24 protein-coding genes are annotated in these 21,656 nt (G+C 34.0%); 2 read left to right on the top strand and 22 right to left on the bottom strand.

The window, feature by feature from the left end; all coding sequences use genetic code 11:
* The 7 genes from F7O84_RS05140 to F7O84_RS05170 all read right to left on the bottom strand — a co-directional run bounded on the left by F7O84_RS05140 (position 1) and on the right by F7O84_RS05170 (position 6,974).
* Complete coding sequence (locus F7O84_RS05140) at positions 1-1,257, bottom strand: nitrogenase component 1 (protein WP_151142615.1); 1,257 nt, start codon at positions 1,255-1,257, stop codon at positions 1-3.
* Between the two features lie 10 nt (positions 1,258-1,267).
* Entirely contained in the window at positions 1,268-2,017 is a 750-nt protein-coding gene (locus F7O84_RS05145; RefSeq protein WP_151142617.1) for a nucleotide-binding protein, read from the bottom strand.
* A complete protein-coding gene (locus tag F7O84_RS05150; RefSeq protein WP_151142619.1) occupies positions 2,014-2,838 on the bottom strand; it encodes an ABC transporter ATP-binding protein in 825 nt (274 codons plus the stop codon). The genes F7O84_RS05145 and F7O84_RS05150 overlap by 4 nt, the downstream gene beginning before the upstream one ends.
* Positions 2,835-3,869 (bottom strand): FecCD family ABC transporter permease, encoded by a 1,035-nt coding sequence (locus tag F7O84_RS05155; protein ID WP_151142621.1) that lies wholly within the window; start codon positions 3,867-3,869, stop codon positions 2,835-2,837. The genes F7O84_RS05150 and F7O84_RS05155 overlap by 4 nt, the downstream gene beginning before the upstream one ends.
* Positions 3,866-4,894 carry a FecCD family ABC transporter permease gene (locus F7O84_RS05160; RefSeq protein ID WP_151142623.1) on the bottom strand — a complete coding sequence of 343 codons (1,029 nt, stop codon included), beginning with the start codon at positions 4,892-4,894 and terminating at the stop codon, positions 3,866-3,868. Before F7O84_RS05160 ends, F7O84_RS05155 begins: the two co-directional genes overlap by 4 nt.
* A gap of 115 nt (positions 4,895-5,009) precedes the next feature.
* Entirely contained in the window at positions 5,010-6,053 is a 1,044-nt protein-coding gene (locus tag F7O84_RS05165) for an ABC transporter substrate-binding protein (RefSeq protein ID WP_151142625.1), read from the bottom strand.
* A 90-nt stretch (positions 6,054-6,143) separates the two neighbouring features.
* Positions 6,144-6,974: a helix-turn-helix domain-containing protein gene (locus F7O84_RS05170; protein ID WP_151142627.1), complete on the bottom strand. Its 831-nt coding sequence runs from the start codon at positions 6,972-6,974 to the stop codon at positions 6,144-6,146.
* A 344-nt stretch (positions 6,975-7,318) separates the two neighbouring features.
* Between F7O84_RS05170 and F7O84_RS05175 the strand changes: the two genes are divergently transcribed.
* Both F7O84_RS05175 and F7O84_RS05180 read left to right on the top strand, forming a co-directional pair.
* Positions 7,319-7,807 (top strand): RNA polymerase sigma factor, encoded by a 489-nt coding sequence (locus F7O84_RS05175; protein ID WP_151142629.1) that lies wholly within the window; start codon positions 7,319-7,321, stop codon positions 7,805-7,807.
* Positions 7,804-8,457 (top strand): zf-HC2 domain-containing protein, encoded by a 654-nt coding sequence (locus F7O84_RS05180; protein WP_151142631.1) that lies wholly within the window; start codon positions 7,804-7,806, stop codon positions 8,455-8,457. The genes F7O84_RS05175 and F7O84_RS05180 overlap by 4 nt, the downstream gene beginning before the upstream one ends.
* Before the next feature lie 81 nt (positions 8,458-8,538).
* On the opposite strand, the gene ndk is transcribed toward F7O84_RS05180, so the two are convergent.
* From ndk to F7O84_RS05255, 15 genes are all read right to left on the bottom strand, one after another.
* Positions 8,539-8,955, bottom strand: a complete 417-nt coding sequence (gene ndk / locus F7O84_RS05185) for a nucleoside-diphosphate kinase (RefSeq protein ID WP_151142633.1) — start codon at positions 8,953-8,955, stop codon at positions 8,539-8,541.
* Positions 8,956-9,130: 175 nt separating this feature from the next.
* Positions 9,131-9,583: an NUDIX hydrolase gene (locus tag F7O84_RS05190; protein ID WP_151142635.1), complete on the bottom strand. Its 453-nt coding sequence runs from the start codon at positions 9,581-9,583 to the stop codon at positions 9,131-9,133.
* Between the two features lie 87 nt (positions 9,584-9,670).
* Positions 9,671-11,152, bottom strand: coding sequence for a peptidoglycan D,D-transpeptidase FtsI family protein (locus F7O84_RS05195; protein ID WP_320411216.1), 1,482 nt, complete (start codon positions 11,150-11,152; stop codon positions 9,671-9,673).
* The gene (locus tag F7O84_RS05200) at positions 11,097-12,461 is read right to left on the bottom strand and encodes an FtsW/RodA/SpoVE family cell cycle protein (RefSeq protein WP_151142639.1); all 1,365 of its coding nucleotides are present in this window, start codon (positions 12,459-12,461) and stop codon (positions 11,097-11,099) included. The genes F7O84_RS05195 and F7O84_RS05200 overlap by 56 nt, the downstream gene beginning before the upstream one ends.
* A gap of 8 nt (positions 12,462-12,469) precedes the next feature.
* Positions 12,470-14,647 carry a peptidase U32 family protein gene (locus tag F7O84_RS05205; RefSeq protein ID WP_151142641.1) on the bottom strand — a complete coding sequence of 726 codons (2,178 nt, stop codon included), beginning with the start codon at positions 14,645-14,647 and terminating at the stop codon, positions 12,470-12,472.
* A 62-nt stretch (positions 14,648-14,709) separates the two neighbouring features.
* Positions 14,710-15,144, bottom strand: a complete 435-nt coding sequence (locus F7O84_RS05210) for a cell division protein ZapA (protein WP_151142643.1) — start codon at positions 15,142-15,144, stop codon at positions 14,710-14,712.
* 269 nt (positions 15,145-15,413) lie between these two features.
* Complete coding sequence (ruvB, locus tag F7O84_RS05215) at positions 15,414-16,424, bottom strand: Holliday junction branch migration DNA helicase RuvB (RefSeq protein WP_151142645.1); 1,011 nt, start codon at positions 16,422-16,424, stop codon at positions 15,414-15,416.
* A 15-nt stretch (positions 16,425-16,439) separates the two neighbouring features.
* Positions 16,440-17,057 carry a Holliday junction branch migration protein RuvA gene (ruvA, locus tag F7O84_RS05220; RefSeq protein WP_151142647.1) on the bottom strand — a complete coding sequence of 206 codons (618 nt, stop codon included), beginning with the start codon at positions 17,055-17,057 and terminating at the stop codon, positions 16,440-16,442.
* A 21-nt stretch (positions 17,058-17,078) separates the two neighbouring features.
* On the bottom strand, positions 17,079-17,441 hold the full coding sequence (locus F7O84_RS05225; protein ID WP_151142649.1) for a NusG domain II-containing protein: 363 nt from the start codon (positions 17,439-17,441) through the stop codon (positions 17,079-17,081).
* Positions 17,441-17,704 (bottom strand): glyoxalase, encoded by a 264-nt coding sequence (locus F7O84_RS05230; protein ID WP_151142651.1) that lies wholly within the window; start codon positions 17,702-17,704, stop codon positions 17,441-17,443. The genes F7O84_RS05225 and F7O84_RS05230 overlap by 1 nt, the downstream gene beginning before the upstream one ends.
* A 14-nt stretch (positions 17,705-17,718) precedes the next feature.
* Complete coding sequence (locus F7O84_RS05235; RefSeq protein WP_151142653.1) at positions 17,719-18,513, bottom strand: HAD family hydrolase; 795 nt, start codon at positions 18,511-18,513, stop codon at positions 17,719-17,721.
* Positions 18,514-18,579: 66 nt separating this feature from the next.
* Entirely contained in the window at positions 18,580-19,365 is a 786-nt protein-coding gene (locus tag F7O84_RS05240; protein WP_151142655.1) for an HAD family hydrolase, read from the bottom strand.
* Positions 19,362-20,021 (bottom strand): HAD family hydrolase, encoded by a 660-nt coding sequence (locus F7O84_RS05245; protein WP_151142657.1) that lies wholly within the window; start codon positions 20,019-20,021, stop codon positions 19,362-19,364. The genes F7O84_RS05240 and F7O84_RS05245 overlap by 4 nt, the downstream gene beginning before the upstream one ends.
* A gap of 11 nt (positions 20,022-20,032) precedes the next feature.
* The gene (locus F7O84_RS05250; RefSeq protein ID WP_151142659.1) at positions 20,033-20,617 is read right to left on the bottom strand and encodes a Maf family protein; all 585 of its coding nucleotides are present in this window, start codon (positions 20,615-20,617) and stop codon (positions 20,033-20,035) included.
* Positions 20,618-20,796: 179 nt separating this feature from the next.
* On the bottom strand, positions 20,797-21,609 hold the full coding sequence (locus F7O84_RS05255; RefSeq protein WP_151142661.1) for a Cof-type HAD-IIB family hydrolase: 813 nt from the start codon (positions 21,607-21,609) through the stop codon (positions 20,797-20,799).
* Positions 21,610-21,656 lie beyond the last annotated feature (47 nt).

Below are 21,656 nucleotides of genomic sequence, written 5' to 3' on the forward strand. Positions count from 1 at the left end.
TTACTCCTCCTTCCGTAGATGTTTCAGACTATGAAGCAATGCATTCGTCCTTTCGTAGCCAAAAAGTGAAGTAAGGAAAAAACGTTCTATCTTCATGGAAGCAACCTCTTTCAATGAAGTTTCTCCTATTGAAAAACGAAATCCTTTTTCTTCTAAAAATCCTGACTTTTCAAATGCATCTTGATTTATTTCTTGCTGTACAACAAAAGTAATATATGGATCAACCGATTGATGTAGAATGGATTTCTTCCACTCCTGCATCCATAATTGATATTCTTCAATATGTAAGACACAAGGCTTCATCGATAAAGAGGTCAAATAATTCGTTAAAAGTAATACGTCTTCTATAATCGCAGGTATAATAAAACGGCTACCCGTAAATTGGCTTTTTATATTATCTTCCAATTCTTTTAATTCATTGATTCCTACAAATTCTGGTAACTCTTGTAATTGTAACTGTTCTTTTATCGTTTCATAACAAGCTGTTATCTCGCTAACGGAATATGCACCACCTAAGAATACAAAAGGTATGTTATATTCTTTTTTTAATTTGTTAGCAAGAGGAAGGTAATGGATATTTGTTACGATAATGAATGCAGAACTTGTGATCTTAAGGAAATCCTCTAGCATAAATCCTGTTTCAATTTCAAGGAGTTCAAAGGCATTATTTTTAAGCCAATTTTTTAAACCTTCACCTTCCCTTCCTTTGTGTGCGCCAAGTATGGAGACTAGATTAGAGTTTAACTCTTTTTTCATACAAAAATCGCCTAATGCTTCATATCCTTCATAATAGCCAGCTTCATATCCATTTCTCTTATAATGAGCCATATCAATACAGACAGCTTTTGCATTATGCTCTAAGGAAAAAGTTTCTGTTATTTCCTTTACATCCTCACCAATCAAGGCAGGAATGCATGTCATAATCACCATAATTGCCTTTGCACCGTCTCGTTCCATTTCTTCTAATGCTTTTATCAATCCTTCTCTACACCCAAATACGACTTCATTGGAGTCTAGTACGTAGGTATAATGAAGTTCTCCTGTCCCTTCAACTGGATTCTCCATCACATAGCGACTGTAAAAACTACATTCTGGCATGCCAAGTACAAGGCTAGAGATTCCTCTTATGTTTCTCATTGCAGCCAATGCAGTGTGCATCGGACAATGATGTCCTGGTGTAGCAGCTGCATGTGAAAATGTGATTCCTTGATTGCTTTCTATCTCTGACAGACGATAAGTCCGATTTGTACCACTCATATCGGCCTCCTTATTCTTCTTGTGTAAGAAGCATTTTGGCAAGTTCTAAATATTTCTTACTCATATTGCTGTCTTTGAATGCGCTTACCACCGTTTTTCCGAGTGCTTCTGCTTGTTGTACCAACGGATTTCTGTCTATTTTATATATTACGTCCGTTTCAATCTCTTTTGCTGCTTGTAGCACCAATGCTTCTTCGTTTTCTATATTTTTACTATTTAAGATAATTCCTTTTAAGGATGCGTATTTTCGTTTCCCAAACATTTTAACTGCCGAGGCAATATTATTTGCAGCATACAAAGACATCATCTCACCCGAGGATACAATATAGACCTCTTCGGCATAGCCTCCACGAATTGGCATTGCAAAGCCGCCGCACACGACATCACCTAGCACGTCATAGATGACTACATCAGGCTGATACACTTCAAATGCATTTAATTCTTCTAATTTTTCAAATGCCGTAATAATTCCTCGCCCTGCACAACCAACTCCTGGTACTGGTCCTCCTGCTTCCACACACAAGACACCTTCATCTCCAACAAATACCAAATCTTCAAGCTTTACATTTTCTTTATCTCGAAGTAGCTCCAAAACAGTTGGAATCTTTTCGCCACCTGTTAAATTTCTGGTTGAATCTGCCTTTGGATCACATCCAATCTGCATTACTTTCAAACCAGTTGTTGCCAAAGCGGCAGATAGATTGGAAACCGTTGTTGATTTTCCAATTCCACCTTTCCCATATATCGCTATTTTTTTCATCCTACCACCTTTAATTCCTTTTCTAATAATTTCTTTTTATTCATCAAACGGTAAGAAACACAAATTGGTTTTTTACTTTGCTCTTCCAGTACAATATCCGATTCAATCTGGTATACCTCTTTTAGCATTTCCTTCGTAATTACCTCTCTTGGTGTACCTTCTACTATGACTTTTCCTTGCTTTAGTGCAATCAGATAATCTGCGTATCGGGAAGCAAGATTGATATCGTGAAGTACCATAACAATAGTACATCCGTAAATTCTATTTAAATCCTCCAAAAGTTCTAGTACTTCCAGTTGGTAAGCAACATCTAAATACGTTGTTGGTTCATCTAGTAATATCATTTCTGTTTCTTGTGCCAGTGCCATTGCAATCCATACTCGTTGCCTTTGTCCACCAGACATATTGTCTACACTTCGATGACTTAGTTCAGATAGATTTGTAACTTCAAGCGCCCATTTTACAATTTCTTGATCCTTCGCACTTTCCTTTCCAAAGCCTTTTTGGTGCGCATATCGTCCATAGGAGACTAACTCTTGTGCCGTTAGGCCTTCAGGTGCAATCGGACTTTGAGGTAGTATGGCTAATTGTCTTGCAAATTCTTTACTTGATAATTCATGAATATCTTTTGCATCCAAATAAACAGCACCATGCTTTGCCTTCATAATTCTTCCAATGGTTTTTAAGAAAGTTGATTTACCACATCCGTTTGGCCCAATGATTGTTGTTATTTTACCAATCGGGATTTCTAGGTTTAGTTGTTTGATTATGGTTTGATCTCCGTAGGCCACTTCTAAATCTTTAATCTTAAACTCTTTCATTTTCTTACCTCCTTCTTAGTCCGACTATTACCAATCATTAAATAAATAAAATAAGGTGCTCCTAATATTGCCGCGATAATTCCTGCTGGTATCACCGATGGAGCTACAATGGTTCTTCCGATTGTATCAGCGGCCAAAACCAATATTGCACCCGTTATAGCACAAAATGGTAATAAAATTTGATGTCTCGCACCCACAATACGCCTTGCCAAGTGAGGACCTAGTAAGCCTACAAAATGCAAACTACCGCTTACAGTTACCGAAGCTGCCGAAAGTGCAACCGCAACGAATAATAACCCTTTTTTCTCCTTAGTAACCGCAACACCAAGGCCTGATGCTAATTCATCACCTACCATCAAAAGATCTAGCTCCCTTGATTTAAAAAAGAGATAAATCATACCAAATACAATCCATGGAAACAATGCAAGTACTAATTTCCAATTGGAATTATAAATACTTCCTGCCTGCCATATTGCTAGAAAATCATACTGTGTATCATCCAATTGCAATACAATGATTGTCATCATAGAGTTAATACCTGCCTGAATTGCAACTCCATTTAATATCAAACGAGTAGGTGCTAGACCGTATCCCTTTTTTGTTGAAATTATATACAAAAGTGCACTCGTTAATAGTGCTCCCAAGAAAGAAAATATCGGTAATGCCATAACACCCAAAAGACTTATCGTCCCTGATAAGGTCATAAAAATAACAACTACAATTCCAGCTCCTGCATTAATTCCCATAAGCCCAGGATCTGCAAGTGGATTTCTTGTAATTCCTTGTAATACACAACCAGATAGTGAAAATCCAATTCCTACTAGAATTGAAATAATGATACGAGGAAGACGAAATTCAAATACAACCAGATTCTCATTTGTACTTCCGCCTCCTCCCAAAATACGTAGTATGTCTTTCATTGGAATATCTGTATACCCAGCATTGATACTAATAAAAAAGAGTACGATTAATAAAAACAGCCAAAGTAACAGCAAACTGAAATGACTTTTCTTTTTTATTGGAGTATTCATTGGTTTTTTCCTCCTTTGTCTTTTCTTGCATAATAAAGAAAGATTGGAACACCAATGACAGATATTAAGGCACCAAGCGGTATTTCTGCAGGTGGGTTTAGTGTCTTTGATAAAATATCTGCAAGTACTACTAAAACAGCACCTTCTACTGCACTTAGTGGAATAATTAGCCGATAATCAGGCCCCACTAAAAATCTTGCAAAATGAGGAATCATCATTCCAACAAATGTGATACTGCCACACAATGCAAAGGAAGTTCCTGATAAAAGCACTACAAGTATCGTGGCTATGATTCGGGTTCGTTTCGTATTGACTCCAATTCCTTTTGCTATCTCATCTCCCATATGTAAAATGGAAATTCTTCTTGATAAAGCGATTCCAAGCAATACACTGATTACAATAATAGGTCCGCCTATTTTTAATTGCTTCCAATTTGTTCCTGAAACATTACCCATTGTCCAAAACATTATGTTTTGTGATGTATTCGTATAAATGGCAATTGCCTGACTAATAGCTGAAAATAATGTACTAACTGTAGCACCCGCTAGTACAAGTTTCATAGGATGATTTCCCCCTGGAATCAAAGTACTAATAATGTGTACGCATCCAGCCCCAAAGGCCGCACCAAGAAATGTCATAACAACAATTCCTGAATAACTCATACCATTTAAAATAACCAAAGAAATGGCTAAAAAAAGCCCTGCTCCTGCACTTAATCCCACCAATCCTGAATCTGCCAATGGATTTTTTGTCATTCCCTGCATCAAAGCCCCTGCAACAGCCAGTGCGGCTCCTATTAGTGCTCCTGAAATTGCTCTTGGAACTCTCATATCTCTTACGAGAAGATGACTTGAATTTCCTTGTTCAAAGGATAAAAATGAATCAATAACAGCCTGCATGGATAAATTTGCCGCCCCTGTCATTATGGATAGCAACATTGCTCCACCAAGTACAAGTAAGCTTCCTATCATGACTAGAACAAAGATTTGTAATCTACTCTTACTTGATTGCTTAACAGTCTTCATTCTTTTCTCCTTCCTAGATTTTAATTATGTCGATGACATTTAATCAGGCAGATACATCTTTAAAAGCCTTGTATCTGCCCGTTTTCATCAAAATAATTTTCTTATATCAGGTTCGTTATTTTGTTGTTAAAGCATCGGTAATAAAGTTAACTGTATATAAGGTAGCTAATGCACTTGGTGCGTGTCCACCACCGTCTAGACGGTATACATGACCATCTTGAACTGCTTTTAAAGACTGCCAAACTGTGTTTTCTTCTAATGCTTCAAACAAAGCCTCATCACCGTCAAAAACATTTACAAAAATGTAATCAGGGTTCATTTGCACAATTGCTTCCATTGAAATTTGTTCATAAGTTTCAGAGCTTGTGTATCCTTCAGGTACATTTAATCCTAACCCAGTTTCTTTATCATATAAATCAGGTCGATATGCCACAAAGTATTTATCTTCACCCATTAAAGAAAATTGCATAACAGTCTGTCCATCATATTCACTTGCTAATTTTTCTCTTTCAGTGGCTAACTTATCTGCAATCTCTGTAATAATTTTTTCAGCCTCTTCTTCTTTATTAACAATCTTTGCTACTTCTCTAAGACTTGCCCTCCAATCCATTTTCGTTTTTTGACCAAAAACTGCAACGGGAGCAATTTTTTCAAAATTCTCAATTTCAGCATTGGCAGCATCATAACTTTGGCTTAATATGATATCTGGTTGTAACTGTGCAAGTAATTCTAAATTCACTTCTTTTTGTCCAAGATCTTGTACATCACTTACATCATATCCTTCAAATGCATCCCACGTAGCTATGTAATTTTCAGCTCCTGATACTGCAAGTGGCTTTATGCCAAGTAATGTCAAGCTCTCCCAAAGCGGTAAGTAATTGGTTACAATTGCAGTTGGTTCCTTTTCAATTGTAACCTCTCTTCCTGCTTCATCTGTATATATGTATGGATAGGTTAATCCTTTTACATCTTGTGTTTGGCTTGTTTTTGAGTCTTTTGTCTCTTCTTCATTTGACGCATTATCTGTTTTGTTTTCAGAAACTTCAGTTGTTGTAGTTGCATCACTTGTACTGGCTTCCTTTGTGGTGTCACTACCACATCCTACTAAAAGAGAAAATGACAACATTCCTATTGTAATTATTGATAACGATTTTTTCATAGTACACTCCTTTTGATTATGATATTCATTTTCATTTACAAAAGAGAATATAGCATAATAAAAATAAAATTTGAATAGATTTTTTTCGAATTAACATGGATTTTTTTCGAATTGCTTGCGAAATACGCTAGGTGATATTCCTGTATTTCTTTTAAAAATACGACTAAAATGAAGTGGGTCCTCATATCCGATACGACTAGCAATCTCAGCTATAGCCAAGTCACTTTCCAACAAAAGTCTCTTGGCTCTTTTTATTTTGGTATCCATAATATACTTTTTCGGTGCAACCCCAAGTTTTTTTTGAAAAGAATAATGAAATTGTTTTGCACTCCATTGAAAGTTTTCAGCAATCTCTGCTACAGATAAATTCTCATCTAAATGTCCGTGTATGTAACTTAATACTTCATCAATTGGATCTTTAGGCTCTAGTTTTTCTCGAATTTCAGAGAAAATAAATAGTTTTGAAATAAGTTCATATAAAAGAATTTTTGTTGTTAACATATGCTTGGTTCCATATTCTTTTTGTAAAGAAATAATAGAATCAAGTGTTCTTATAATTTCTTCATTCTGATCAGGAAAAATATTGATCGTATAATGCATATGAAACAGGGACTCTTTGTGCTTTTCTTCCTGCAATACTCTATAATGCAAAAGTATAAATTCCCAGTTCTCATTCCCAATTACTTCTTTACTTAACTCCATACCAGAACCTGCATGCAAAACAACTCCTTGTTTTAACGCATAATCCTCATTACATACTGTAAATTTTGCTTCACCACGAATGGGAATCACAAAACCACATACCCCCTTCATTGTTGTTTGAGCACTTACTTTGCTTCCAGGCGGTATGGATAGACGATAGGCACCATCCAATTCTAAATTTGCTTTTGCATACTGTAACACTAGATTATTCAAATTCATATTTACTTCCTCATTAAAAACAATTGTATCGGTTTGCTTATTTTAAAATCAATTCCTATTCTACTAATTCATTTATTATATATAGATTAGTGTTTTAACTGGTTAGTTGTTACTAACCTTAAGCTTAACTATAACATAATTATCTAGATAAGGCAATTTTTTCTTATTACTATTTTACCTTTAACTTCATATCAAAAATAGAAGTTGAAATACTTTTAGGATTTAATCAACAAGATTATTTTTATAGACTTTTCTTTTTGAGTTCTGTAAAATAATACTAATAAAATAAATTAGCTTGTAACGAAAAGTTATTTCCATACACTTATTATATAGGAGGTGAAAAATTGAACAATATTGAAGAATTTTATAAATCTCATGGAAAGAAAGTTTATTTTTTCCTTCTTTCTTTCGTACATAATGAAGATTTAGCACAAGATTTAACACAAGAAACTTTTTTTCAAGCTATGAAAACTATTAATAACTATAGAGGAGATTGCAAGCCTTCTGTATGGTTATGTCAAATTGCCAAACATATTTGGTATAAATATCTAAAAGATAATAATAAAGTAGAATGTATTTCTATTGAACAAATATATAAAAATATCCCAGATTCTTATGATATTGATTCTCAAATAATAAGAAAAGAAGATAAAATAGAGTTTTATAAGAAGCTTCAAAAACTTGATACCTCAATGAAAGAAGTGGTATATTTAAGAATCTCAAGCGACTTATCTTTTGCTGAGATTGGTGAAATAATGGGGCAATCCGAAAATTGGGCGCGTGTAACTTTTTATCGAGCAAAGAAAAAATTAATGGAGGCAATCTATAAATGAAATTAGAATGTTATGTTGTCAGAGATTTATTACCTGGTTATATAGAGGGGCTAGTAAATGATAAAACCAAAGCAGATATTGAAGCTCATCTAAATTCTTGTGAGAATTGCAATTTGGAATATAATAATTTTAAGACATCTTTCATTGATTATGAATTAAGTAGAACAGAAAATTTTAAAGAAGTAGACTATCTAAAAAAATTTAATAAAAAATATTTTTCACTCAAGAAATCTCTGATAGCAATAGTTGTTACTTCTATAATTTTATTGATTTGTTTAATAACAACTTTTTATAAAGCTTATAGTATTCAATATAATGATAATGCCATCAGTCATTACTTAAATATAACAATTAATACGGAAAAAGGAATTGAATATTTTGGTTCATTTAATAATTATCAGTTATATACATATCAACTTGAAGAAGCATATTTTATTGATTTTAATGATAATCACATAAATTTAAAAGATGCGTTAGAAAGTAAGTTAATCACTCTAAATGAAATGACCAGCTTTTTGACAAAAAAAGAAAGTAATGATAACAATCTTCAAGTTTATGAATTTGAAAATTATCAGATTATATTTTCTGATAACAATTGTATCGTCGCTCCTCTTTCTGTCCCTTTGAGCGAAGTGACTCGTTCATTCTAGTATTAAAAATAAAAAGAGGAAAGAAAAGGTAACAAAAGACCTGTCTTAAGTTTTTGATTGTAAACTCAAGACAGGTTATCTTTAACTCTCAAATCGTATTAGATCTCTCCAAATACGAATCTCTTTTTCTGCTACCTCCAATGATTCCGATCCATGTACTGCATTTTCTTGAACGTTTTCTCCAAACATATAACGAAGTGTTCCTGGCTTTGCCTTCTCTGGATTGGTGGAGCCATTGATTTCCCTCACTGTATTTACTACATTTTTCCCTTCTAGAATGAGAACCATTACCTCTGATGAGGACATAAAAGAAATAAGACTTTCAAAAAAATCTTTGTCTTTATGTGCTTCATAATGCTTCTCCAAAACATCTCTTGTAGGCAAAACTCTATGTGCATGAATAATATTTAAATGATTGTCCTCATACACAGATATGATTTTACCTACAATTTTTTTTGCAACTGCCTCTGGTTTTATGATGACCAGTGTTCTTTCCATAAAGTAGTAACCCTCCATTTTACATTTACAATACATTATCAATAACTAGATTATACCCCTATGTTATAATAATTATAGCCATATTATGCAAATATTACCAATTAAAAATACTCTTCTTCCAATTTTTCTCTGGATATAAAAATCATCCGCTATGTAACAAACGGATGATTTGACGCTAGAAATACTTATGACTTCCCCAAAGATTACACTTCTTCAAATCTAAGTACTCATTATATGCTTTTTCTAAAATTTGCTTTTCATTCGAAAATTTTAATAGATGATAGGCTTCATGAAATTTATAATAACCTGAATCTATAAAATATTCTTCACGCTGTGGTTTGCTGTAATAACTATCAGCCATCATTAAATACCAATGAACGTCTTTTGCAACTGTGTCTTCCGGCACAGTAAAACTATATTGACTTTTGCCAATATATTTGATAATTGCAGCATTCACTCCGGTTTCTTCTAGAACTTCTCTTGCAGCGGTATCTTTAAAATCTTCCCCTTCTTCTACAGTTCCCTTTGGTAAAACCCAGCCTTCATATTTATTCTTAAAATTTTTATATAAGACTAATATTTTGCCCCGAAATATAACCACACCGCCACAGCTAGTTGCTTCTATCATTGCAATCCCTCCTGTATTTTGGTGTGTCACATGACTAACTATATATAGTATACCCCTTTTGTTTCATACATGCAAGAATTTTAATCATTACCTATTACTGTAATAAGCATCGAATATTTTCTTAGCGATTGGAACCGCATATTCACTTCCAGCGCCAGCTTCTTCTACGATGATACTAACAACAATTTTAGAATCTTCATCAGGTGCAAAGCCAACAAACCAAGCATGACTTTGCCCTTTTACATTTCCAAATTCAGCAGACCCTGTTTTACCAGCAACGCTATATGATTGACCACTTAATTTTGAAGCTGTACCATTTTCGACAACACCTTGCATAAAATCCTGCATAATCATTGCCTCTTCTTCTGTTATAATGCTTCCATATGCAGAAGGAGTGAATTTTTTGACGGTTTTTCCGTCATAATTTTCAGTATGATCGACCAAATATGGTTTCATCATAACTCCATTATTCGCTATTGTCTGCGTAATCATAGCCATGTGGAGTGGTGATACAAGTGTTTCACCTTGTCCAATCATAGTTTGCATTACATCATACGTTTTCGCATCCTTTGTCAACGTGAAACTACTTTTGTTATACACCATTGAGTACGGCAACGTTTCATTAAATAAAAAATTGTCACATAGCTTTGCTAGTGAATTGATATTTAAATTTGAGCCAATATTTGCAAAAGAGGAATTACAAGATTTTGCAAAAGAATGATACAAATCGACTTCTCCATGTACCGTATTATGATAACAATTAATCACACTATCCTCTAACGCAATTTTACCAGTACATTGATACGTATAATCTTTATAATTTGGATTTTCTTTTATATATTCCAATAAAGTAAGTATTTTAAAGGTAGAACCAGGAGGATATTTTCCTTGCGTGGCACGATTAAGAAGTGAACTATCTTGCGTATTTTCAGCCGCTACAAGACTATCCCATAGCTGATCGATATTATTTGGATTATAATCTGGTTTCGAAACCATGGCAAGAATCTTTCCCGTATCTGCTTCCATGACAACAATTGCACCATCATGGCTACCAAGTGCATCATAAGCAGTCTCCTGAATCTTACTATCAAGAGTCGTAATCACATTATCTCCTGTATTTTTCACTCCCCTAAACTCCTTAATGACTCTTTCTAATAATGGAGCATTGGAGCGAAGCAAGTTAAAGTTAACTAAGGATTCTAGACCTGCTTTTCCTTTGGTAGCATAGCCGATTACGTGTGCATACATATTATTATATGGATACTCTCTGGTCTCTGTACCATCTTTACTTACACTTGTTTGAGCCAGTACTTTGCCATCAGAGGATATGATTTCTCCACGCACTACCTTTTTCGCAAACAAATCTTGTCTTTTATTATAAGAACTATTAATGATATTTGGACTCACTGCAATATTATAGTAAACAAAATATCCCATAAGAAGAATAAAAAGTCCTACGAATATGTATACCACAATCGATAATTCTCTATTATTGGGATTCTTTGACTCTTTTTTATTTTTTAGATGTTTTTCTTGTCTTTCTTCCAGAATCTGATTTAATTTTTTCAACTTTATCGTCCTCATCTTGTTTCAAAATATATAATCCTTGAATGATTGCAAATATAATTAAAGAACTTAAAACGGAGCTTCCCCCATAACTAACCAAGGGTAGCGTTACTCCAGTAAGTGGAATAAACTTTGTTACCCCTCCTATCGTCAAGAACACCTGAAAACCATACATCAATGATAATCCAAGTGCCACTAGACTATAAAAAGTATCCTTTGCCTGCATGGCAATATTAATGAACATAATAAATAAACTCACACAAATTAGAATAAGACAAATACCAAAAATAGCTCCCATTTCTTCTACGATTGCAGCAAAAATAAAGTCTTGGTCTACCACTGGTATGGTGTCAGGAATTCCTTGGTATAGTCCCATACCAAACCAACTTCCTGTTCCAATGGCAAATAAAGATTGGCTTATTTGATAACCTTCTTTTTCAATCACTTGAAACGGATCCTTCCATGCAATTACACGAACCCTAACATGGCTAAAAAGCTTATAACCAATGAGAGCCGCTATTGTTCCAGATAAGAGACCTCCCGTAAGATACAAGTATTCTCTTGTTGCCACATACAACATAAAAGTATAGGTTATGAAAAAGATAAGTGCTCCTCCAAGATCCTTTGAAGCCACCAAAATCAAAACATGTACCGCCGCTAACGCTGTTACTATAATAACCTGCTTTAATTCCTGTGATTTACTAAAAAGTGCCGCGATGCAAAATACAAATGTTATTTTGATAAATTCAGAGGGTTGGAGGCTAATTCCACCAAAATTAAAGGATAATTTAGCTCCATAGCTTGTACTACCTGCTATGGCAACCAATCCTAAAAGTCCTATCCCAATACCTGCATATACATATCCTAGCTTATCCAAAAATCTCAATTTCTTGATTATATATGGAATAAATAAAGTAATAAACATAGAAATAATTACAATTCTAAACTGCTTTATTGCTTTTGTATATGACAGTCTCGTTAATATGATAAAACTAATTGCTAATAACATACACATATGATTAATAATCAGTCTTGAGGCTTTTGGATAAATAACTCGATATAGTGCAATCACCGCTGACAAAAAAATTACCTGTGCAAAATATACAATTATAATATCTAATTTCCCAGTTGTTAAAAACAAAATTAAATAAGCCATAAAATGAATTGCAAACATTAGCTGATTTTGCACTCTTAAAACAGTATTTTTATCCTCTTCCTTCGTGAAGCGAAAAATAGCAAATCCCTTGTACGTATAAACAGCAATTGCAATTATGATTAGATATCTGGATAATTCTATTAATATATTTGTCACTCTAACACCTACTCTATTCCTCTTTTAAAATGTCCTCTTGTAAAAGCTGTAAAATCATGTTTTACTGACTTATCATAGATATAGCAATCAATATACCATTGCATTATCTTTGCAATATCTTTTGTATCTTCCATTGTAAAATGTAGACGCAGACTTTTAGGAGTTAACGCTTTTATTTCTTTTTTATTATCAAGTAAAACAAGAGGTTCACAATTATAAATCACGTTATAACAATATTTACAATGATTTCTTACATAAAATTGTTTATTCATTCGGTCTTTCAGATATAACTTTATATCTTTTTTATCACATTTTTCTATTGTCTTATGAATACACTGCGCAGACACCATAACAGGAAGGTGTCCATAAATAATAAGTTCACTTTCATTTAAACCTCTATTTAACAATTCTTTATCATTTAATTCGACAGGCGCTGTATCATAAGCTATATTGTTTTTTATCCAGAATTCATGTGCTTTATCGTTAAATGTATAAACGTTATAATCAATGATAATATCTTTTTTAAATCCAAGAGATTGAATATATTGGTATTCTTCATAATTTTTGATTAAAACACCATCTAAATTTGATACCAGTAAAGATTCATAAGGTTGAAAAGTCGTTTTCTTTGTATTTCTAAAAATATGAGGTAAACTTAATATACATTTTTTATTCGACTTATGACATAAGTCAATGTAGTAATCCATTGGTTTGTCTATGAAATTTATGTCAAGATAAACACCATCTACTTCGCTAAATCTAAGCACCTCTTTTAAATATTCCTCTTTTTCAATATAAACATTTAAAATAGGTTTTTCATCCATGCTTCGCTTTTGGTTTTCTTGTCCCAGTTCTTTTTTATAATTCAAACTGTTTTCTCTTCTAAACTCAGACAGAATTTGCTTCTGTAAGTTTTCTAAAGCAACTCTTCTTAATTCATTTAAACTTTGTATTGGAAGAAAAATAGAGTCCTCCATGCATATTTCTAAGGATTCAAATACAAAAGGTGTATTACCAGTCTTTAGAATTTGTTTTTCAATTCTATCTTTGTCCATTGGTTGCTTCATGGCAGCTTCGACAACATTTCCAGTTGTTGTAACCTTTATGTGTTTGAATTCTAATTCCAGTTTTGCAGGAGTATTCTGTAATAGCGTAAGTCTTCCTTTTATTTTCTCTTTGGACTCATTCTCAATATATTTTGTTAGTTCTTCATAGAGTGCTTCATTTCTAGTTCTTTTCACTGGCTCTTTTAAAGTTATCATATTTCTATCATTATGCACTTTATAATATCCTTGATTAAAGCCACAGCGGTTGAAGATATCCTCTAATTCTTTACGGTCAGTTTCTTCAACATAGTACCCATTTCTTCCTTTTTCCAGATATAAATCAATATATTTACGATAAATGCGAACGACTCCAGCTGCATACTCTGGCTTTTTCATTCTTCCCTCTATTTTAAAAGAATACACACCAGCCTCAATAATATCTGGTAGTATATCAATTGTACACATATCTTTGGGGCTTAATACATAGGTTTCTTTATTGGAATTAATTTGTTTATTATCTTTCATAACCTTATAAGGGAGCCTACAAGGTTGTGCGCATCTACCCCTATTTCCACTTCTGCCACCAATAAAACTACTTAAAAGACATTGTCCAGAATAACAATAGCAAAGTGCGCCATGTACAAAGCTTTCGATTTCAATGTCTACTTGATCATGAATTTCCTTTAATTCATTTAGTGACAACTCTCTGGCGGTTACAACGCGCTGTGCACCTAGTTCTTTTAATAGTTTTGCACCTTCCACACCACATATTGACATCTGTGTACTGGCATGAATCGCTAAATTCGGGAAGTTCTCTTTTATAAACTGAAACACTCCCATATCCTGAACAATTACCGCATCTAAACCATATTCATAATATTCTTTGATATAATCGTACAATTGTTCATTTAGTTCTTCATTCTTAAGCAAGGTATTGACGGTGAGATAAAGGCTTTTGCCATGTATATGTACATAATCTATGGCTTCCTTTAATGTTTGAGTATCCAAATTATTTGCATAGGCTCTTGCCCCAAATAATAATCCACCGATATATACCGCATCTGCACCAGCGTTAATTGCTGCCTTCATTCCTTCAAAAGATCCTGCTGGTGCTAATAGTTCAACTTTTTTCTTATTCATTTAATTAACCTCATATGTAATTGGCTGTTACAGTAATTGCAACAGCCAATCATATATTTTTACTATAATTCTTCAAATTCATTTTCTACTTCTTCTGATTTTTCACGTAGTCTTGCTTGAAGTTTAAATATCTTTTTTTGAAGGTCGCTTATTTCTTTTTTTAAATTTTCCTGTTCTTTTAAAGCCTCTTCAAACTTTAATTTTTCATTAATCAGATCATGTTTAAAATCATATATTTCTTTTTCTTTTGCCTGTAAATCTTCTTCCAGATTTTCTACTTGTTGTTTTGCTTTAAAATAATCATCCGCAATATTTAACTGGATGAACATATTTTGTATATCATAGGAAAGATGGTTAAAGCCTTCGGTCTTTGTAATTTCAGATAATTTATGGTTGATATACGAGCCTATCTGTTGCAAATAGGCTTCACTTTCATATCCGCTTAGTGTTAATACTTTACCGCCGATTATTACGTCTATATTATTTTTCACTGCCATACTTTATAAACCCCATTTCCACAAATACTCGTTCTTTCCATATTTTTCTTCCGTGTTACACTTTAATCTTCGTTTTCTAGTGTAACTAGCTTTCGCAGCCGCTTGTTTTTCTTCCGAGTTACACTTTAAAACTTCGTTTCTTCGTGTAACTTAGCTCAATAGCTTCGCTCTTTCGCTAACATATCGGGTAAAAACAAATGTCTGCTTCGCAGCCGCTTGTTTTTCTTCCGATATGTTACATTATAATCGATATAAATAGAATAATCAACTTAATTGCAATTGGTGCCTTCTACTCTAAGTCCTAAGTGATGATATGCGAATTCGGTTACACAGCGTCCTCTTGGGGTGCGGTTGATGAATCCGTTTTTGATAAGATAGGGTTCGTACACTTCTTCGATTGTACCTGCATCTTCTCCGATGGAGGCTGCAAGAGTATCTAGACCTACAGGGCCTCCCTGGAATTTTTCTATCATGGTTACTAGAATCGTTCGATCAATATGATCTAATCCATACTTATCTACATCTAAAAGGTCTAGCGCAAATTTAGCAACTTCTTCTGTAATCACCCCATCGTATTTTACTTGTGCAAAATCTCTTACACGCTTTAGTAATCGATTGGCCAATCTTGGAGTTCCTCTCGATCTTCTTGCTAGTTCAATAGCTCCCTTGTCATCGATCTCTACTTCAAGGACTTTTGCAGAGCGTATGATAATCTTTGTTAATTCTTCTGGTGTATAAAATTCTAATCTATGTACAACTCCAAATCTGTCTCGAAGTGGAGCTGTTAAAAGCCCTGCCCTTGTCGTTGCTCCTACTAAAGTAAATCTTGGTAAATCAAGACGTATCGAGCGGGCGGTTGCTCCTTTTCCAATTATGATATCAATGGCATAGTCTTCCATGGCAGGATACAACACTTCTTCGACCTGTCTGTTTAAACGGTGTATTTCATCTACAAATAGCAAATCGCCCTCTTGCAGATTGTTCAAAATCGCAGCCATTTCACCAGGCTTTTCTATCGCTGGTCCTGAAGTTACCTTTAAATTTACCTTCATCTCATTCGCAATAATACCAGCAAGCGTTGTCTTACCAAGTCCAGGGGGACCATAAAATAAGACATGATCAAGTGATTCTCCACGTTGTTTTGCCGCTTCTATATACACTTTTAGATTATCTTTTGCCTTTTGCTGTCCAATATACTCATCAAGTGTCATGGGACGCAAATTACTCTCAATTTTTATGTCTTCTTCTGTTAATTCTGTTGTAATAATTCGTTTTCCCATCGTTTCCTACATCCTTTATAAAAATGATAGTTTTTTTAAAGCGGCTTTTAAAATGGTCTCTGAATCCATATCTTCTGTAATATCTGCTTCTTTTACTGCTTTTAAGGCTTCTGAATTAGAATAACCAAGTGCAGTAAGCGCAAGAACAGCTTCGCCCTTTGCACCATCTTTTTTGCTTTGGTTTAATCCTTCTTGCTTATTATTTTCAAGCTTTTGCTCAAATGCATCTTCAAGCTTTAATTTATCTTTTAACTCAATGATCATACGCTGAGCAGTTTTTGTTCCAATTCCTGGGGCTTTTGATATCGTTTTTACATCGTCTGAGAGTACTGCAAATCGAATATCATCTGCTGATAAAACAGATAGGATACCAAGGGCTCCTTTCGGACCAATTCCAGAAACACCAATTAATAACTTAAAGACATTTAAATCGTCTTTTGAAATAAATCCAAATAATTGGATGGCATCTTCTCTAACATGCATGTAGGTATATATTTTAACATGGTTGCCTACACTTGGTAGATTCGATGCGGTCTGACCGGATATGCGAATATTATAGCCGATATCATTTGACTCTAATATAAGCAAGTCTTCTTCTATGTCAATAATTTCACCCTTTATATAGGAAAGCATATTTATTTCTCCTTCTAATCCTTATTTTGCTGTGATATCAACCTCATTTTCTTCTCCATTTTCTACTGTGACAACTACTTTATTAGGCAAACATACTATAGTTTGTCCTGTTTTATTTATGGCATGTTGATATACACACAGTTGATCTGGACAGGAGGCACCTTCCATTTTAGCTTTATTGTCTTTAATAATAAGTTCGTTTGTACCATATTCACTTTCAATTTCAACCACTTCTTCATGTTCCAGAGAATAGGTACCATATTGTTTTCCATCTATGGTTACAATGATTTTTGCACCTTCTTTTTTCGTCAATTGGAAAATACCAAAAAAGATAACTGCAACAAACACTACAATCCCTATTAAAATAATATCATTTTTCTTCATTAGCTTTCTACAACCAAATACCTTCCGCTTGGTAATTTAATTACTTCTTCTGATTGTTCAATATCTTCTAGTGACATACCAGCGATATCAACCCCCATCTCATCCCAATAGTCTTTAATTTCTTTTACAGAATTAAGTACCACCGCCATGCAATCTTCTAAGAACTCATCTGCTTCTTCTAGAGTTTGTGCTACCTTTTCTTTATATATTTTATCTTGTACCTTTAAAAATGTAGTTAGGCATTCTTCATCATACTGATACATTGTTTCATACTCCTTTATAATAGTTTCTTTAATTCTGTCAAAACACCATCTTCTAAATATGATCCTGCGATATGTTTTGCGACTTCTTTTACTTCTTCTCTGGCTGTTTTTACAGCATAACTTTCACCAGCACTTCGAAGCATTCCAATATCATTAATATTATCTCCAAAAGCCATAGTTTCTTCTTTTGTTATGGAAAGTGTGCTTTGAATCGTTTGTAAGGCATGTCCTTTATCTACTTCAATATCCATAAAATCAAGCCATTCCAATCCTGCCATAACAACCTTTAACTTATCTTTCCACTTTGGAATTAAAGTTTCATCTGCAATTTGTTGCATCCCGTCTTCTTTATAAAGAGCAATTTTAATAATATCCAAATCTTCTTTCAGTACATCGTCTACTTGCTTAATCGTATTTTTATACCCATGAACAAGCAAATCTGCAAATGCTTCATCCTTTGATTCGATATAGAGGCATTCAGGTGTTGATACACATAGGTGGACATTCTGTTCACGTAACGCTCTTGCCTCATGCACTAACTCTTCTACCATTTGACTGTTCATTTGAGACTTAAACATCTCATATCCACGGCACATCACATATGCACCATTTTCCGCAATGAAAATCATATCTCGATGAACAGGATCAAATAGCCTTCGAATACTTGGATATTGTCTGCCACTTGCTGCGACAAATACAGCACCTTTGTCTTTTAATTCTTTGATTACTTCAAATATCTCGGGATTGATATCTGGTGAACCATCCCTTACCAGAGTTCCATCTATGTCAGTTGCAATTAATTTAATCATGTTTTCCTCCGATACTGCACGTTACAACATTGTTTCCTTACATTATCTTCCAATTAAAAAAGTTGACTATAATATTTCACCATTTATTACTTTTTCAAGTATTTCCTCTACCGTATCAACAGAGTATTTGCATAGTTTTATGATATCTTTTTTTCCGCTATTCATGGCGTAACTATATGAAACGTTAGAAAGCAGCTCTACATCATTATAGTTATCTCCAAAAGCCATGGTTTCTTTAGGTGAAATATCAAATTTATCTTGTAACACCTTCATCGCACTCCCTTTATTGGTTCCAAGAGATATCATATCTAGCCATGCGGTACCAGAAGTTACAACGGTAACTTTATCACCCCATTTTGTTTTAAAATATTCTTCGGAATGATTGATACCGTTTCTTTCATATACTGATATTTTCAAATAATCTTCTGTTACATTTAATATATCCTTAACTATCGTAACATTATTTTTTACGATATATTGCATTCTATGAGCATATTCGTTGGTTTTTGGTTCCAGATATGAGGTGTTCATACCAGATAATAATATTTCACAACCTTCTCTTTTTCTTATATCAACAAGAATCTCTTCTCCAATTTCCTTATCAATAACCGTTTTATGTAGAACTTGTCCTTTATATACAACCAAAGCACCATTTTCACAAATATATGCAATCTCATCTTTTACTGGTTCAAAAAGTCGTTGTAAGTTTGCATATTGTCTGCCACTTGCCGCTACAAAAATAATTCCCATTTCTTTTAGCTTTCTTATATAGGGAACTACTTTTTCACTTAATTGCTGGGAATCATTTTGTAGTAAGGTTCCATCCAAATCACTTGCTATTAACTTTATCATTGTATATCCTCTATCTCTAATAATTGAAGTGGGGAATCAATTATGTAGTCTGCATGGTTTTCTTCTAACTCTTGACGATCTCGAAATCCCCAAGTAACTCCTACTGTAAACATATTTGCTGATTTGCCTGTTATCATATCTGTATTTGTATCCCCGATGTAGATGCACTCACTGGTCAATAAGCCTAGCTCATCCGCAATGATCAGTGCGCCATCGGGGCTGGGCTTTCGCTTAATATGTTTTGACTGTCCCATAATGATATCAAAATAGTCTTTGCCAAATAATGTTTCGACAACATCTACTGCCCGATTATGAGGCTTATTGGAAAGAACGGCTATTTTAATATTCTTTTCTTTTAATATTTTGAGTAATTCTACAATTCCTTCATAAGGTTTTACAAGATACATACAATCTTTTTGAAACAACTCTTTGTATTTTTGTTTCACTGGTTCAATATACTCTAAATTCACATCACCTGCCGCAATCAAACTTCTCTCTAGCATGGTATCTGCTCCATCTCCTGCAAAATGCTTATATGCTTCTACTGGGTTTGGCGCAAAACCAAAGGCCGCTATTGCACGATTGGCTGAGTAAGCAATTGATTCTAATGAGTCCGTTAATGTTCCATCCAAGTCAAAAATACACGCTTTAAACATCTTTAATCCTCCTAGTCATGAAGAAGGTCAATACCTTCTGAAAGTAGTGTTTGGTAAAGCATTGCAACGGGAAGTCCTACAATGGTATTGTAATCGCCTTTTATTTCTTTAATAAAAACAGCCGACTTTCCTTGTATGCCATATGCTCCCGCCTTATCCATTGGTTCCTTGCTATCAATATAGCTGTAAATTTCTTTATCTGTCATAGGATAAAAACTTACATCAGAAGAGCTATAAAAAGAATATTCTTTGTATTCTTGCCCTTGTTTGTTAATTACTGTGACACCAGTATAAGCTTGATGAGTATCTCCTTCCAACAACTTAAGCATTCGAAACGCATCTTCTCTATCTTTTGGTTTTCCAAGAATTTGTTCTTCTTTTGAAACAATCGTATCTGCTCCAATAATTAATGCATTATCATAGCGTTTTGCCACATCCAATGCCTTTTGCTTAGACAAAGATAATACCACTTTTGCAGGGTCGGTATCTGTTATAATTTCTTCACTGGTACTTGGATCAATTGTAAAAGTTACACCGATTCTTTCTAATAATTCCTTGCGCCTTGGTGACGAAGACGCCAAAACAATCTGATACATTCCTTCTCCTTCTGCTGTGAACACTTAGAGAGTGTATTTTACTCTCTTACGTGTGAACGCACTCCTTATTACTTAATGAGGTCTTTTCGAATTTAGTAATAAGGAGTTTCCTCTTTTTACACTTAGAGAGTGTATTTTACTCTCTTACGTGTGAACGCACTCCTTATTACTTAATGAGGTTACACTGCCAACATAAATTTATCAATGACATGTGCTACTCCATCTTCATCATTCGTTAGGGTGATATAGTCTGCCGCTTCTTGAATTTCCTTCTGGGCATTCCCCATTGCAACACCCTTTCCTGCATATTGTATCATAGTCAAATCATTATATCCATCTCCACAACTAATCATTTGTTCTCGAGACATATGTAGTTTATCCAATAATTTTTCTAAAGAATGTGCTTTGTCTATGTTAAGAGGCATAATCTCTAAGAAAAATGGTTCGGAACGATAAATACTTAGCCTGTCCCCAAATCGCTCTTTCATTCTCTTTTCTACCTGCGCCAGATAATCAGGGTCACCAGTCATTAAACATTTATTAACTGGGAAATCAAGATAAGATACAAAATCCTCAACTACCTTGATAGGCATATGATTAATTTTACTTTCTTTTTCCATATATTCATCTATCTTACTGGAAGTAATAATTGACTTATCATCATAGGATATAACTGAAACATCCTCTTCCTCTGCCGCTTTATAAATATCAGCTATCAAATCACTTGGAATGGTATTTTGAAATATGATTTCTTTGGTTTTGCAATTGATAACTTTTGCACCATTAAAAGATAATACATATCCCCCAAACATTTCTAGGTTTAGTTCTTTTGCAATTGGCAGGATACCCGCTGTTGGTCTTCCCGATGCCAAAACAACATGATGTCCTCTGTCTTGAATTTCTCTGATTGCTTTTTTTGTAACATCTGATATCTCTTTATTTGAATTCGTTAATGTTCCGTCTATATCCAGAACTAGTATTTCATAGGCCATTGTTTCCTCCCATTAAGCTTTGCTTTATCACAAAGTACATTACAAGT

It is taken from the genome of Candidatus Galacturonatibacter soehngenii (assembly GCF_008830185.1).
Lineage (GTDB): Bacteria > Bacillota > Clostridia > Lachnospirales > Lachnospiraceae > Lachnotalea > Lachnotalea soehngenii.

Excerpts from the sequence above, each read along its gene's own strand:
- F7O84_RS05140 (WP_151142615.1), bottom strand. The coding sequence starts at position 1,257 with ATGAGTGGTACAAATCGGACTTATCGTCTGTCAGAGATAGAAAGCAAT.
- F7O84_RS05145 (WP_151142617.1), bottom strand. The coding sequence starts at position 2,017 with ATGAAAAAAATAGCGATATATGGGAAAGGTGGAATTGGAAAATCAACA.
- F7O84_RS05150 (WP_151142619.1), bottom strand. The coding sequence starts at position 2,838 with ATGAAAGAGTTTAAGATTAAAGATTTAGAAGTGGCCTACGGAGATCAA.
- F7O84_RS05155 (WP_151142621.1), bottom strand. The coding sequence starts at position 3,869 with ATGAATACTCCAATAAAAAAGAAAAGTCATTTCAGTTTGCTGTTACTT.
- F7O84_RS05160 (WP_151142623.1), bottom strand. The coding sequence starts at position 4,894 with ATGAAGACTGTTAAGCAATCAAGTAAGAGTAGATTACAAATCTTTGTT.
- F7O84_RS05165 (WP_151142625.1), bottom strand. The coding sequence starts at position 6,053 with ATGAAAAAATCGTTATCAATAATTACAATAGGAATGTTGTCATTTTCT.
- F7O84_RS05170 (WP_151142627.1), bottom strand. The coding sequence starts at position 6,974 with ATGAATTTGAATAATCTAGTGTTACAGTATGCAAAAGCAAATTTAGAA.
- F7O84_RS05180 (WP_151142631.1), top strand. The coding sequence starts at position 7,804 with ATGAAATTAGAATGTTATGTTGTCAGAGATTTATTACCTGGTTATATA.
- ndk (WP_151142633.1), bottom strand. The coding sequence starts at position 8,955 with ATGGAAAGAACACTGGTCATCATAAAACCAGAGGCAGTTGCAAAAAAA.
- F7O84_RS05190 (WP_151142635.1), bottom strand. The coding sequence starts at position 9,583 with ATGATAGAAGCAACTAGCTGTGGCGGTGTGGTTATATTTCGGGGCAAA.
- F7O84_RS05205 (WP_151142641.1), bottom strand. The coding sequence starts at position 14,647 with ATGAATAAGAAAAAAGTTGAACTATTAGCACCAGCAGGATCTTTTGAA.
- F7O84_RS05210 (WP_151142643.1), bottom strand. The coding sequence starts at position 15,144 with ATGGCAGTGAAAAATAATATAGACGTAATAATCGGCGGTAAAGTATTA.
- ruvB (WP_151142645.1), bottom strand. The coding sequence starts at position 16,424 with ATGGGAAAACGAATTATTACAACAGAATTAACAGAAGAAGACATAAAA.
- ruvA (WP_151142647.1), bottom strand. The coding sequence starts at position 17,057 with ATGCTTTCCTATATAAAGGGTGAAATTATTGACATAGAAGAAGACTTG.
- F7O84_RS05225 (WP_151142649.1), bottom strand. The coding sequence starts at position 17,441 with ATGAAGAAAAATGATATTATTTTAATAGGGATTGTAGTGTTTGTTGCA.
- F7O84_RS05230 (WP_151142651.1), bottom strand. The coding sequence starts at position 17,704 with ATGTATCAGTATGATGAAGAATGCCTAACTACATTTTTAAAGGTACAA.
- F7O84_RS05235 (WP_151142653.1), bottom strand. The coding sequence starts at position 18,513 with ATGATTAAATTAATTGCAACTGACATAGATGGAACTCTGGTAAGGGAT.
- F7O84_RS05240 (WP_151142655.1), bottom strand. The coding sequence starts at position 19,365 with ATGATAAAGTTAATAGCAAGTGATTTGGATGGAACCTTACTACAAAAT.
- F7O84_RS05245 (WP_151142657.1), bottom strand. The coding sequence starts at position 20,021 with ATGTTTAAAGCGTGTATTTTTGACTTGGATGGAACATTAACGGACTCA.
- F7O84_RS05250 (WP_151142659.1), bottom strand. The coding sequence starts at position 20,617 with ATGTATCAGATTGTTTTGGCGTCTTCGTCACCAAGGCGCAAGGAATTA.
- F7O84_RS05255 (WP_151142661.1), bottom strand. The coding sequence starts at position 21,609 with ATGGCCTATGAAATACTAGTTCTGGATATAGACGGAACATTAACGAAT.